The 12,539-nt window shown below is 41.8% G+C and carries 14 protein-coding genes; 11 read left to right on the forward strand and 3 right to left on the reverse strand.

Features of this window, described 5'->3' with window-relative positions:
* Positions 1-86: 86 nt before the first annotated feature.
* On the reverse strand, positions 87-1,412 hold the full coding sequence (locus RGE70_RS06330; RefSeq protein ID WP_310470658.1) for a Gfo/Idh/MocA family protein: 1,326 nt from the start codon (positions 1,410-1,412) through the stop codon (positions 87-89).
* A gap of 295 nt (positions 1,413-1,707) precedes the next feature.
* Between RGE70_RS06330 and RGE70_RS06335 the strand changes: the two genes are divergently transcribed.
* Entirely contained in the window at positions 1,708-2,121 is a 414-nt protein-coding gene (locus RGE70_RS06335) for a hypothetical protein (protein WP_310470659.1), read from the forward strand.
* A 198-nt stretch (positions 2,122-2,319) separates the two neighbouring features.
* Here RGE70_RS06335 and RGE70_RS06340 read toward each other — a convergent pair whose 3' ends face one another.
* On the reverse strand, positions 2,320-2,973 hold the full coding sequence (locus RGE70_RS06340; protein WP_310470660.1) for an RluA family pseudouridine synthase: 654 nt from the start codon (positions 2,971-2,973) through the stop codon (positions 2,320-2,322).
* 207 nt (positions 2,974-3,180) lie between these two features.
* Positions 3,181-3,774, reverse strand: coding sequence for an ACP phosphodiesterase (locus RGE70_RS06345; protein ID WP_310470661.1), 594 nt, complete (start codon positions 3,772-3,774; stop codon positions 3,181-3,183).
* Positions 3,775-3,930: 156 nt separating this feature from the next.
* Here RGE70_RS06345 and RGE70_RS06350 point away from each other — a divergent pair, with 156 nt between their 5' ends.
* The 10 genes from RGE70_RS06350 to RGE70_RS06395 all read left to right on the forward strand — a co-directional run bounded on the left by RGE70_RS06350 (position 3,931) and on the right by RGE70_RS06395 (position 12,465).
* Positions 3,931-4,104: a hypothetical protein gene (locus tag RGE70_RS06350; RefSeq protein WP_310470662.1), complete on the forward strand. Its 174-nt coding sequence runs from the start codon at positions 3,931-3,933 to the stop codon at positions 4,102-4,104.
* Positions 4,105-4,239: 135 nt separating this feature from the next.
* The gene (gene queA / locus RGE70_RS06355) at positions 4,240-5,277 is read left to right on the forward strand and encodes a tRNA preQ1(34) S-adenosylmethionine ribosyltransferase-isomerase QueA (protein ID WP_310470663.1); all 1,038 of its coding nucleotides are present in this window, start codon (positions 4,240-4,242) and stop codon (positions 5,275-5,277) included.
* Between the two features lie 179 nt (positions 5,278-5,456).
* Positions 5,457-6,590 (forward strand): tRNA guanosine(34) transglycosylase Tgt, encoded by a 1,134-nt coding sequence (tgt, locus tag RGE70_RS06360; RefSeq protein ID WP_310470664.1) that lies wholly within the window; start codon positions 5,457-5,459, stop codon positions 6,588-6,590.
* A 30-nt stretch (positions 6,591-6,620) separates the two neighbouring features.
* Complete coding sequence (gene yajC / locus RGE70_RS06365) at positions 6,621-6,953, forward strand: preprotein translocase subunit YajC (RefSeq protein WP_310470665.1); 333 nt, start codon at positions 6,621-6,623, stop codon at positions 6,951-6,953.
* A gap of 17 nt (positions 6,954-6,970) precedes the next feature.
* Positions 6,971-8,821, forward strand: coding sequence for a protein translocase subunit SecD (secD, locus tag RGE70_RS06370; protein ID WP_310470666.1), 1,851 nt, complete (start codon positions 6,971-6,973; stop codon positions 8,819-8,821).
* Positions 8,822-8,833: 12 nt separating this feature from the next.
* Positions 8,834-9,781 (forward strand): protein translocase subunit SecF, encoded by a 948-nt coding sequence (gene secF, locus RGE70_RS06375; RefSeq protein WP_310470667.1) that lies wholly within the window; start codon positions 8,834-8,836, stop codon positions 9,779-9,781.
* A 284-nt stretch (positions 9,782-10,065) separates the two neighbouring features.
* Entirely contained in the window at positions 10,066-10,383 is a 318-nt protein-coding gene (locus RGE70_RS06380) for a putative signal transducing protein (RefSeq protein WP_310470668.1), read from the forward strand.
* Entirely contained in the window at positions 10,383-10,742 is a 360-nt protein-coding gene (locus RGE70_RS06385) for a rhodanese-like domain-containing protein (protein WP_310470669.1), read from the forward strand. The genes RGE70_RS06380 and RGE70_RS06385 overlap by 1 nt, the downstream gene beginning before the upstream one ends.
* A 170-nt stretch (positions 10,743-10,912) precedes the next feature.
* On the forward strand, positions 10,913-11,824 hold the full coding sequence (locus RGE70_RS06390; protein ID WP_310470670.1) for a precorrin-2 dehydrogenase/sirohydrochlorin ferrochelatase family protein: 912 nt from the start codon (positions 10,913-10,915) through the stop codon (positions 11,822-11,824).
* Positions 11,825-11,919: 95 nt separating this feature from the next.
* Positions 11,920-12,465, forward strand: coding sequence for a YaeQ family protein (locus RGE70_RS06395; RefSeq protein WP_310470671.1), 546 nt, complete (start codon positions 11,920-11,922; stop codon positions 12,463-12,465).
* The last annotated feature ends 74 nt before the right edge of the window (positions 12,466-12,539 follow it).

The raw sequence follows: 12,539 nt of genomic DNA on the forward strand, positions 1-12,539 counted from the left end.
CTGGTATATATTTAGATAAAACAAAAGCCCTGCAATTATATAGCAGGGCTTTTTGCGTTTAATCAGCAAATGGTTTGACGCTTTGGTTATGTCTGCCACTGGCCACGTGTAAAGTCTGGAAAGTTAACCGAGTGACTGCGATTGCTGATAGATATTTCACTGAGAATGCTCACAACCGATAACGCCGCGCCATCATATACATTTTGATCAAGTGGCTCGCCGTTTCTTAAACAATACACCACTCTCCAAAGCATTAAAAAATCCATGTTATGCGATAAACAATGGTGTTTAGTTTGTCTGTCTAACTGCTGCCAAAGAGGGTGTTGATATTTTTGTTCCCAGTTAAACGTATTTAAATATTGCTCATTGGTGTTGCTGCTCAGTACGATTCGATTTGGTGAGCTAATATAACTGCCTTTTGTTCCTTGTATTCGGCTGTGCGGAGCTGTTTGCACAGAGCTAGCAGAGCCGTGATTAACCGTGTTGTTGATTATGATTGTGCGACCTTTTACAGTTTTTATTAGACTGGTGTTGATGTTAACGTCAAGCCCTTTAAGGGGATGTTGTTGCTCTCTGTTATCCTGATTTGAAGAGGGTGAGCTAGGCGATGTCATTGCTGTGATGTAATCGAATCTGTCACCACGATGAATATCCATATATAGCGAAACCGGGCCTAAGCCATGTGTAGGGTAGTAGCTACCATTTAGTTTTACATTTTTGTATCTATCAAGGTTTCCCATTTTGGGAGTCAGTTGCTGCATATGCTTGTGTAGTTTAAGGTTATAACTTGCTTCAGCGTGCAATAGCTCTCCGAGTACCCCCTTACGAACCATATTGAGTACCATTAACGCATCTCGACCATAATTAATGCTTTCCATCATCATGCAGTTCTTCTGGGTTTTCTCACTGGTATTCACGATTTGCCAGCACTCCTCAACACTTAGTGCCATAGGAGCCTCTACTAAAACGTGCTTGCCACTTTCCATTGCATCTATTGCCATCGGGGCGTGCCATTCCCAAGGCGTGCAAATAATAACGATATCAATGTCATTTTTAGTGAGCAAATCAAGGTAGGTTTGCTCATTACCGGTAAATCGATCCGGAGCTTTCAGATCACGCTGGCTAAATTGCTCCATGACTTTGTCAAGCGCAGTGCTGTCGGTATCGCATATCGCGGTTATGCTGACACCATCAATATTTAAAAGCTGGTTAATATAGTGCGTGCCGCGGTCACCAACGCCAATAACGGCTACCCTTACAATGTTTATCTCAGGGACAGTGAGTCCTATCACTGAAGGATCAAATTGTTGAGGTTTTGAAATGGGATTGAGTGACGCTGCTAAGCTAGGATGAGACAGGCTAACCGCGGCGAGACTAGCTGACTTCAAAAATAGTCTACGATCAAGTTTCATAAACTGTCCTATGTAGTTGATACCAAGCACTATGTATTCGTAGTGCAGATGACTATAGCATTAAACACGTCACTTGCTCACTTTTCAGGCTGGCAGCTGTATGGTGTTGTTGACCCCATTATAAGTCTTGAATATTCGTGATTGTTTACTAAAATAATGAATAGAAAGTTACATATATCGCATGAATACCTACTATGTGCGATATTTGGTAATAATGCTAATTAAGCAGATTATCTAACAATTGTTATACCTGCCTGATTTTATAATTTTTGTTTGTTTTGAGGAGCTGGTGTTAATGGCTGTAATACGTAATGAAGCAAATGAAGTTATTCACATTGACGTCGGATTAAAGCTTAAAAGAATGCAAAAATCTGTAGTCGAAAATCGAAAACGTTTATTTTGGAAAGGAATCGATATAAGCGAGCGAGAAGTCGTGGGGCGCTGGGTCGACGAAAGACCATTGCAGGGTGATAACATAACCATTTTTAAACAAGCCGATGTGTTCTATCTGGAGACGCGGTATAACGATGGTTGTCATAGTTTAGATGAAATGCTGTCTGAAGTGACACCCGAAGGTTTGAAACTTGAAGATAAAGGCGGGAATATTTTTGGAGATTATTTTCTGTTAACGCCAAGTAATGAACTGCATTTTTGTCACTCTGAAGGCTGTTATTACACAGCAACTAAAGCCACAATAGCCCCAGTATAAGTCGTATGGCATTCAATTATATTTCGACTTAAATTCCATTTGCTTCACCCAAGTTTGTGAACTACCAAGCGGTAGCTGGCTGATAAATGGTTTTTTTCTCCCAACATCTTTAAATAACACCAGAGCAGCCAGTTCTTTTGTCGCTACATTGGGTTATCCATTAACAAAGGGGGCTGCGCCCCTTTGCCAACCGAATAATTAAAAAGAGCAGTGACTCGTAAACGCCATGCTTTTAGCTGTGTATGGGTGGATAAAACTCAAGGTTTTCGCATGCAGTTTAAGTCTAGGAGCCGCTTCAATAACATGTTGTTCACCATAAAAATCATCGCCTAAAATAGGATGACCAATCGCTAACATATGCACCCTTAATTGATGGGTTCGACCCGTAATAGGTTTGAGCATGAGTAAAGTACTATTGGCTCTTACCTCAAGGGTTTGATAATGAGTTATTGCGGCTTTGCCACCCTCGCTCACTTGCTGCAATGGTGGATTAGCTTTATCTGCGATAAGTGATTTATCAATCACTCCGCTAGGCTCTTTAAGGTGCCCGACCACTTCAGCAATGTAGGTTTTCTGAGTTTTCCGATCTTGGAACTGTGTTTTTAAACTGGATTCAGCTTTTTTATTGCGTGCAAATACCATGATCCCAGAGGTGGCACAGTCTAAGCGGTGAACCAATATGGCATCTTTGAAGCGCTGTTGAAGACGAGTTAGTGCACAATCATGAGTACTTTTGGCTATTCCTGGATTAGAAAGTAAACCTGAAGGTTTATTTACAATAATAATGTCGCGGTCAAAATAGCGAATGTCTAACCAAGGGATTCTAGGTGGCTGATAGGTAAATATTTGCATGAATTCTCCTGTTGCGGAACAATTCTAACAAAATATAGTGCGACAACAAACGGCAATTGACTCAATGGAGTATTTAATACTGAATAAGCCTTGAACAGACAATTACACAAAATGGTAAAGGGAAGGGCTAGAGCTAGAACTTGAGCAAGGCGTTATGGTTAAACAACCACCGGATAACAATAACGCATGCTTAATCACAGACTCGTTTTAAAGATACTCTGCCGGAGTTTTTCGAGTCCAAAGGCGGGTATAGGCCATCAATTGTGGGTAATAAGTTCTAAAGGCAATTTCAATTTCAATATCAAGTTTTTTAACACACTCTTCAGCCCCTTTGAAAGTTTCAGGCTTAGCCGCACGTTGAGCCGCTGATGCTAATGCTTTATTGAGTCCAGCGCGGTTTTGGCAAGCAACGAGTCCATTTATTTGCTGAACTTGTGTGGCTAACGAAAGTAGCTCTTGGGGAAGATCGTTGCAGGCATTAATAGCACTAAATGCGTTAGCCGAAAAATCTTCGAGGCTCTGATGATGGTATTCATCCCAATATTTAGCCAGCATATGGTCAAAACAAACATCAATAATAGTCGGCGCCGCGTGTGCGAGTGATTTCGGAAACTTTTGTAGTAGCTCTTTGGTAAGCTCATGAGTTTCTGTTAAATGTTGTATTTGGCGTTGTAGCCATAAACCTTGTTGCAAGTGCTTAGGTGTATTGTCTATATCACCGGTTTCGAATTTACCAGCAAGAATAGCGACTAACGAGGTATGACTGATGTCCGCTAAATGTAAGTGTGCGAGGAAGTTCATATTTTATACTTTGTGATATGCATGCTTTCACGGTAACATGCAGCGCGATGCGAAGGAAATTCTTTATTAAAAATTGTTTAGTTAATGAATTTTACTTCACGGATGCGTATCGTTTAATGTATGTTTATTAGTCTATTAAAGGTTTGAGGTTCAAGGATGATTTGGAACTGGTTTTCAAAAAAGTGGACTCGTACGAGGCAACCACAACGTAAAAAAGTCGATATTAACATTCCTTACGAGCAACACAGCTATCGTAAAGAAGATTTCGATATAAAGACCCCTGTGCGCACTGATAAAACAGAAATAGAGCAAGAAAACAGTTTAACTTAGTTCAATCGCAGATTCTTAAGAGTCGTTTTAGTCTCTTTATCGGGGAATAAAACGACTTAAATGTCCTACAAATGTTGATCTTATTTTGCTCTAGTCATAGACTAGCGGCCGATTTCAAGACAGTAGAGACTATCCATGCGCGTTGCAGACTTTTCTTTCGAACTTCCTGATGAGCTGATTGCTCGTTACCCAACACCTGAGCGTACCGCTTCAAGACTATTATCGTTGGACGGTAACAGTGGCGCACTCGCTGATCTGCAATTTACTGCTATTGTTGAAAAAGTGCAGCCTGGCGACTTAATGGTATTTAACAATACCCGAGTTATTCCTGCTCGTTTGTTTGGTAAAAAGGAATCAGGTGGTAAGGTCGAAATTTTGGTTGAGCGTATGCTCGATGACAAACGCTTATTAGCGCATGTTCGTTGTTCTAAATCCCCTAAAGTCGGTAACATCATCTGTTTAGACGCTGATTACAAAATGAAAATGTGTGCTCGTCATGACGCACTTTTTGAATTAGAGCTGCAATCTGACAAAACAATTTTGGAAGTACTGGAAGAAGTCGGACATATGCCACTTCCTCCATATATCGACAGACCTGATGACGATGCTGATAAAGAGCGCTACCAAACGGTTTACAACCAAACTCCCGGTGCGGTTGCTGCACCAACAGCAGGATTGCATTTTGATGATGCAATGCTTGCGTGCCTAAAAGAGAAAGGTGTTAATACAGCGTTTGTTACTTTGCATGTTGGGGCGGGAACTTTTCAGCCAGTGCGAGTCGATAATATACTTGACCATAAAATGCACTCTGAGTGGGCCGAAGTATCACAAGATGTGGTTGACCTTATTGCAGACACTAAAGCTAGAGGCAACCGTGTTATTGCCGTAGGGACGACTTCAGTGCGCTCTTTAGAAAGCGCAGCTAAAGCTTCGGCAACTCACCTAGAAGCGTTCAGTGGCGATACCGATATCTTTATTTACCCTGGATATAAGTTTCAAGTGGTCGATGCCATGATCACCAATTTCCATTTACCAGAATCGACCTTGATTATGCTGTTAAGTGCTTTTGCTGGCTATGATGAAGTAAAAAACGCCTATCAGCACGCGATTGCTCAAAAATACCGCTTCTTTAGCTATGGCGATGCCATGTTTGTGACCAAAAAAGCGAACTAAAAATTCAATATGCTTTAAAATACCTGCCTACATAAATGGGTGGGTATTTTTTTGTCCTCATTTTGTGCATATTTATGGGATTAGGGTTGATACTTCAGTGTTTGCCCTTATCTCTAGTTTAATTAACAACTCGATATCGAGTTAACTCAGGTCAGACTGTTTCTCTGGCGAGGTGAATTATGAAATTTGAATTAGATAAAACCCAAGGTCGCGCACGTCGCGGTCGTTTAATATTTGAACGTGGCACTGTTGAAACGCCAGCGTTCATGCCTGTTGGTACTTACGGTACTGTTAAAGGTATGACACCTGAAGAAGTTCGCGCAACTGGCGCAGATATTTTGCTTGGCAACACTTTCCACTTGTGGCTTCGTCCAGGTGAAGAGATCATGCGCAAGCACGGTGATCTGCATGACTTTATGAACTGGCAGCGTCCAATTCTGACCGATTCCGGTGGATTCCAAGTATTCAGCTTGGGTGATATTCGTAAAATTACTGAAGCAGGCGTACATTTTCGTTCACCGATTAACGGTGAAAAAGTTTTCTTGGATCCTGAAAAGTCCATGCAAATCCAAAACTCTTTGGGTTCTGACGTGGTAATGATTTTTGACGAATGTACACCTTACCCAGCAACTGAAGATGAAGCGCGTAAATCAATGCAGATGTCTTTGCGTTGGGCAAAACGTTCACGTGATGAATTTAATAGACTTGAAAACCCGAACTCGTTATTCGGTATTATTCAAGGTGGCGTTTATGAAGACCTACGTGACGAAAGCTTAGATGGACTCGTTGAGATCGGTTTTGATGGTTACGCTGTTGGTGGCTTAGCTGTTGGTGAACCGAAAGAAGACATGCACCGCATACTTGAGCATGTATGTCCAAAAATCCCAGCTGACAAACCTCGCTATTTGATGGGCGTCGGTAAACCTGAAGACTTAGTTGAAGGTGTACGTCGCGGCGTGGATATGTTTGATTGTGTTATGCCAACGCGTAATGCACGAAATGGTCATCTATTTACTAGCGAAGGCGTTGTTAAGATCCGTAACGCACGCCATCGTGATGACACCGCAACACTCGATGAAAAGTGTGATTGTTATACCTGTAAAAACTACTCACGGGCGTACCTTTACCACTTAGATCGTTGTAATGAAATTCTAGGCGCTCGATTAAACACGATCCATAACCTTCGTTACTACCAAAAATTAATGGAAGGTTTGCGTGGCGCGATTGAGACAGGTACATTAGACGACTTTGTTACAGAGTTCTATACCAGCCAAGGCCGGGAAGTACCTGAAGTTCCTGAATTAACCGATTAATTTTTACTAAGACTATAAGAAGAGAGAACTATGTTTATTTCAAATGCACATGCAGCAGATGCACCTGTAGGCGGCGCTGGCGGTACTATGGAACTGATTTTCATGTTGGTCATCTTTGGCCTTATTTTCTACTTTATGATTTTCCGTCCGCAGTCAAAGCGTGTTAAAGAGCATAAAAACCTAATGAGCTCTTTGAGCAAAGGTGATGAAGTGCTAACCAGCGGTGGGATCTTAGGTAAGATCGCTAAAATCAGTGCTGAAAATGACTACGTATTGTTGACTATCAACGAAACTAGCGACATCACCATTAAAAAAGATTACATCGCGGCAGTATTGCCAAAAGGCTCTATTAAGTCACTTTAAGCCAAGAGGGCGATGGTGTGTTAAATAAATATCCAATGTGGAAAAACCTAATGGTGATGATGGTTATCGCTATAGGTGCATTCTATGCGATACCAAATCTCTTTGGTGAAGACCATGCAGTGCAGGTGGTTGCAACTCGTGGAGCAGATGTAACAGCGTCAACCATGACGGTTGTTAACGATGTTCTCGAAAATAAAGGCATTTCTGTTAAGCGTGCTGAGCTTGAAAATGGCCAGCTATTAGTCCGAGTGACTAATAGTGAAGACCAGCTGGTTGCTAAAGAAGTTATTGCTGAAGCGCTGGGTGATAAGTTCACTGTAGCACTTAACTTAGCGCCTGCAACGCCTGAATGGTTAGAGTCAATGGGCGGTTCGCCTATGAAACTTGGTCTTGATTTACGTGGCGGTGTTCACTTCTTAATGGAAGTCGACATGGGTGAAGCCATTCGTAAGATGACTGAGGCTAAGGTTGCAGATTACCGAACTGATTTACGTGCTGAAAAAATTCGTTATGCGGGGATCCGCAATGGCGCTAAAGGCATTGAAATCAAGTTTCGTGATGCAGAAACACTCGCGAAGGCTGAGAGCTTTTTAAAATCTCGCAGCATTGAAATGGTGTTTACTGAACGCTCTGCTGGCAATGATTTCTTTCTTATCGCTAATCCAAGTGATGTTTATTTAAAACAGATCAAAGAAGAAGCGCTACAACAGAACATTACAACTCTGCGTAATCGTGTCAATGAATTAGGTGTTGCTGAGCCTGTCGTTCAACGCCAAGGCGCAGAGCGTATTATTGTTGAACTTCCAGGTGTTCAAGACACTGCACGTGCTAAAGAAATTTTAAGTGCGACAGCGTCTATTGAATTCCATATGGTTGATCAAGATGCTGATACACAAGCGGCTGTGAGTGGTCGTGTACCAGCTGGTTCTGAAGTTTACGAGCGTCGCTCTGGTGGTCATGTTGTTCTCAAAAAAGCGGTTATGCTGACCGGTGATCACATCCAAGGTGCACAACCAAGCTACGATGAGTACAGCCGTCCGCAAGTGTCTATTAACTTAGACTCTAAAGGTGGTTCTATTTTCTCTAATGTGACTAAAGACAACATAGGTAACCCTATGGCGACTTTATTCATTGAGTATAAAGATACCGGAGATAAGAACCCTGATGGCAGCGTGAAAATGAAGAAGATTGAAGAAGTTATTTCAGTCGCAACGATTCAAGCCCGTCTTGGTCGTAACTTCGTTATCACCGGTCTTGGTCATGCAGAATCACAAAACTTAGCATTGTTGCTTCGTGCTGGTGCGTTAATTGCGCCTGTTTATATAGTTGAAGAACGTACTATTGGCCCGAGCTTAGGCCAAGAGAACATCGACAACGGTATGAAAGCAATGATCTGGGGTTTGGTTGTTGTACTTATCTTCATGATGATTTATTACCGTGGCTTTGGCTTAATTGCTAACCTTGCGTTAACGGCTAACTTAGTGATGGTTGTGGGCGTGATGTCAATGATCCCTGGCGCTGTTTTAACCTTGCCTGGTATTGCCGGTATGGTGTTAACAGTGGGTATGGCTGTTGATGGTAACGTACTTATTTATGAACGTATTCGTGAAGAACTGGGTAATGGACGTAGTGTTCAGCAAGCGATTCATGAAGGTTATGCTAATGCGTTTTCAACCATTGCTGATGCAAACATTACTACCTTTATGACAGCGTTAATTTTGTTTGCTGTTGGTACAGGGGCTGTGAAAGGCTTCGCGGTGACCTTAATGATAGGTATCGCCACTTCTATGTTTACCGCTATTGTCGGAACTCGTTCAGTTGTGAACGCGATCTGGGGTGGTAAGCGCGTGAAGAAACTATCTATTTAAGGGGACGTTGAAATGTTTCAGATTTTAAATATCAAAGGTTCCGTTAACTTTCTGCGTCACGCTGTACCGATTAGTTTATTATCTTTGGTACTAGTACTGTCTTCGCTAGGCTCTCTAGCGATTAAAGGTATTAACTGGGGCTTAGATTTTACTGGTGGTACTGTTGTTGAACTTGAGTTTAACAACCCTGCCGACTTAAATGCTATTCGTGCTGGATTGACATCAGAAGCAAGTGCTGGCGCTGTTGTGCAAAACTTTGGCTCTAGCCGTGACATTCTTATTCGTCTTCCTGTTAAGGAAGATTATAAGAGTGACTTGCAAGTTGCTGATGTGATGGATGCAGTTACCAAGCTTGACCCAAGTGTTATCCAAAAGCGTGTCGAGTTTGTTGGGCCACAAGTGGGTAAAGAGCTCGCTGAACAAGGTGGTTTGGCAGTGATTGTCGCGTTGATATGTATTCTAATGTACGTATCTTTCCGCTTTGAGTGGCGCTTAGCTTTAGGTTCAGTTGCGGCGTTAGGCCATGACGTAATTATTACCCTAGGTGTGTTTTCAGTATTCCAACTTGAATTTGACCTTACGGTTTTGGCCGGATTGTTAACGGTAGTCGGTTACTCACTTAATGATACGATTGTTGTATTTGACCGTATTCGTGAAAACTTCCTTAAATTGCGTAAAGGCACACCGAAAGAGGTGGTTAACACTTCGATCACTCAGACAATGAGCCGAACAATTATTACAACGGCGACCACTTTGGTTGTGGTTATAGCGCTGTTCTTAAAAGGCGGCACTATGATCCATGGTTTTGCAACCGCATTGCTAATGGGGATATTTGTCGGTACTTTCTCTTCAATCTACGTTGCTAGCTTTTTAGCGATTAGACTTGGGATCAATCGTGAACATATGATGCCAGTTGAGATTGAAAAAGAGGGCGCAGATCAAGATACATTGATGCCTTAGGTCATCAATTTGATTTAAAAAAAGCCACCTTTCAGGTGGCTTTTTTGTTTTAATGGCTGCTATATTCGTAGATGTAGGCATATTAAATCTGTAATTTTGGTTTATTGTAGTGCTTTGTGTTGAATGAAAATTAACCTCTCGACAGTCGTGGTGTTTTAGCAGTAGCATATATTCCAATTTTGATGCACGTTGATGTAGTCATAAAGGAACAGTATTCGATTTACACCATATGGATGGTGTGAATAATAACCTTTGTTGATAGAGCCATTGCAGTAGGAAATAACATGGATGGTAAAATGCAGTTACTTGCAGCTGGTAACTTGTTAGAGGCGCATACTTGGAAAGGCATGCTTGAATCAAGTGGCATAGCGGTTGAGCTTAAAGGTGAAGCACTATTAGGTGGCGTGGGCGAATTACCGACGGGAATTCAAAATGTAGAACTTTGGGTGTCACAACCCGATTATCAAGTGGCTAAAAAACAGATGGATTTACTTAATGCTGAGCAGCCACAATGGAAGTGTGTCAGTTGCCATGAAGCTAATGAGTCTAGTTTTGAGCTTTGTTGGAATTGTAGTGCCGAAAAAAGTGAGAAGTATAGCTAATGAAACATAATGAAGCCTTTAAGTCTTTAGTCGAAAGTATTCTGCCCCATATTACTGAAATTACTGTTGAGCAATATCAGTCAAATCAACAATACACGTTAATAGATGTTAGGGAAGACCATGAGTGGAGTGTGCACCACCTGCCTCAGGCTAAACACCTAGGTAAAGGTATTATCGAGCGTGATATCGAAACCCACTTTCCAGATCGACAAACACCATTAGCGCTCTATTGTGGTGGTGGTTATCGTTCAGCTATGGCAGCCTACAATTTGCAGCTTATGGGATACACTCATGTTGTTTCACTCGCTGGCGGTTTCAAAGCTTGGGTCGATCTACAATTGCCGCTGGCTAAAGGTTGAACTGAAACGTTATCCTTTAATCATTGTTGAATTCGCGGCTAGCTGCGGTTAAGACGCTAGCCCACTTTTACTGAGGTCATACTCAGTTGTGATGACTTCACCTACCATAGTACATTGATATATTTCTTTATTACTTTCTTTGTCTTCCCTTTTAGAGGTTGTTTAGCTTAATGCAGTACTTCCCATTGTTTGTTGATACCCAATCTTTAAAAGTGCTGATTGTAGGAGCCGGTGAGGTTGCTAGTCGTAAACTTGACCTACTCAGTCGTACAGACGCTGAGATCTGTGTAATTGCAAAAGATGTGAGTGAGGAAGTGTTAGCTTACCATGGCAAAGGTCGTATCAGCCTATTTCAGCGAGCTATTAGCGAGGAAGATATACTTCAATGGGACCTGATTTATCTCGCTACAGCTAACAAAGGACTCAATGAGCAATTAGCCAACTTGGCTAAACAGCGCAATATTTGGGTTAATGTTGTCGATAACCCGCGCTTTTGTCGTTTCATTACCCCATCGATTATAGATCGTGGCCGCCTACAAATCGCCATTAGTACAGCGGGTGCCGCGCCGGTGTTTGCGCGCGAACTTAGAGCGCGACTAGAGTCTTGGCTACCACAGTCAATCACACCGTTGTTTGATTTTATTGCAGAGCGACGCCAAGAAGTTCAAGAACAACTCCCTGTTTTTAAGCAAAGACGTTTATTTTGGGAGCGTTTTTTTAAGCTAAATCAATCTCGGTTTGACCAGCAAACAGCAAAACACTATCAAGATAGCTTTACATTGCAGGCTGCAATGGGTGAGTTGATACTGCTAGATCCCAAAGTCAAAGCGGAGTTGTTGCCAATAGCTGCAATGCCATACTTTCAAAAGCTAGATATTATCTTTAGTAAGCAAAATCTACCCCATGATGTAAACGAATTACTTAGGCGCGATGCCGAGCGCAATAGTCGTTGGAATGAAATGCTCATTACTGGTGCGCTTCAGCGTGGTGAACATTGCATTGTGTTTGCTGAAACCGATGAAATTAAAATGCTTAAAGAACTATTTCCACAAGCAATATGCTTAAAGCCCGGTTCGATGTAAGTTATTGCTCTGAGTGGCTTCAGGGCAATAAGCTTTAGCCCTTTTTAGCCTAAATTAGGGTACAATCGTCCACAAATTTCTAGTCGATAAATCTCATGGCCTTAAAAGCAACAGTATTTAAAGTGTCGGTTCAAATTGCCGATATTGATCGTGGATATTATAACGATCATCAACTCATGCTAGCCCAACACCCATCAGAGACTGATGAACGCATGATGGTTAGATTATTAGCCTTTGCAATGCATGCCAGTGAATCGTTAACCTTCAGTAAGGGGATGTGTGTAGAAGATGAGCCTGAACTTTGGGATAAATCTTTGTCAGGCGAAATTGATCTATGGATTGAGTTTGGCCAAAGTGATGAAAAATGGCTACGCAAAGCGTGTGGGCGTGCAAAAGAAGTACAGCTTATTACTTATGGTGGCCGTAGTGTCCCGATTTGGTGGAAACAAAACGAAGCTGCTTTTGCTCGCTATAATAACCTGAGTATTACTAATATCCCTGAAGATGCAGTTAAATCTCTTGGGCAGTTCGTTGGTAAAAATATGTCGCTGCAATTTAATATTTGTGAAGGTCAGATTTGGATTTCAGATGCGAATAATAGCCTACTGATTGAACCTGAGTTGTTGAAAGGTGAACACTAGTCGTCACAGTTAAACAACGAACAAAAAACCAGTCATTTGACTGGTTTTTTTATGCATTTTTAGTTTGATGCACT

The organism is Shewanella youngdeokensis (assembly GCF_033180165.1).
Taxonomy (GTDB): Bacteria; Pseudomonadota; Gammaproteobacteria; order Enterobacterales; family Shewanellaceae; genus Shewanella; species Shewanella youngdeokensis.

What these genes read in the sequence shown, in the direction of transcription:
- queA (WP_310470663.1), top strand. Translation starts at nt 4,240, where the DNA reads ATGCGCGTTGCAGACTTTTCTTTCGAACTTCCTGATGAGCTGATTGCT.
- RGE70_RS06395 (WP_310470671.1), top strand. Translation starts at nt 11,920, where the DNA reads ATGGCCTTAAAAGCAACAGTATTTAAAGTGTCGGTTCAAATTGCCGAT.
- RGE70_RS06330 (WP_310470658.1), bottom strand. Translation starts at nt 1,412, where the DNA reads ATGAAACTTGATCGTAGACTATTTTTGAAGTCAGCTAGTCTCGCCGCG.
- RGE70_RS06345 (WP_310470661.1), bottom strand. Translation starts at nt 3,774, where the DNA reads ATGAACTTCCTCGCACACTTACATTTAGCGGACATCAGTCATACCTCG.
- secF (WP_310470667.1), top strand. Translation starts at nt 8,834, where the DNA reads ATGTTTCAGATTTTAAATATCAAAGGTTCCGTTAACTTTCTGCGTCAC.
- RGE70_RS06340 (WP_310470660.1), bottom strand. Translation starts at nt 2,973, where the DNA reads ATGCAAATATTTACCTATCAGCCACCTAGAATCCCTTGGTTAGACATT.
- RGE70_RS06350 (WP_310470662.1), top strand. Translation starts at nt 3,931, where the DNA reads ATGATTTGGAACTGGTTTTCAAAAAAGTGGACTCGTACGAGGCAACCA.
- RGE70_RS06390 (WP_310470670.1), top strand. Translation starts at nt 10,913, where the DNA reads ATGCAGTACTTCCCATTGTTTGTTGATACCCAATCTTTAAAAGTGCTG.
- RGE70_RS06385 (WP_310470669.1), top strand. Translation starts at nt 10,383, where the DNA reads ATGAAACATAATGAAGCCTTTAAGTCTTTAGTCGAAAGTATTCTGCCC.
- tgt (WP_310470664.1), top strand. Translation starts at nt 5,457, where the DNA reads ATGAAATTTGAATTAGATAAAACCCAAGGTCGCGCACGTCGCGGTCGT.
- RGE70_RS06335 (WP_310470659.1), top strand. Translation starts at nt 1,708, where the DNA reads ATGGCTGTAATACGTAATGAAGCAAATGAAGTTATTCACATTGACGTC.
- RGE70_RS06380 (WP_310470668.1), top strand. Translation starts at nt 10,066, where the DNA reads ATGGATGGTAAAATGCAGTTACTTGCAGCTGGTAACTTGTTAGAGGCG.
- yajC (WP_310470665.1), top strand. Translation starts at nt 6,621, where the DNA reads ATGTTTATTTCAAATGCACATGCAGCAGATGCACCTGTAGGCGGCGCT.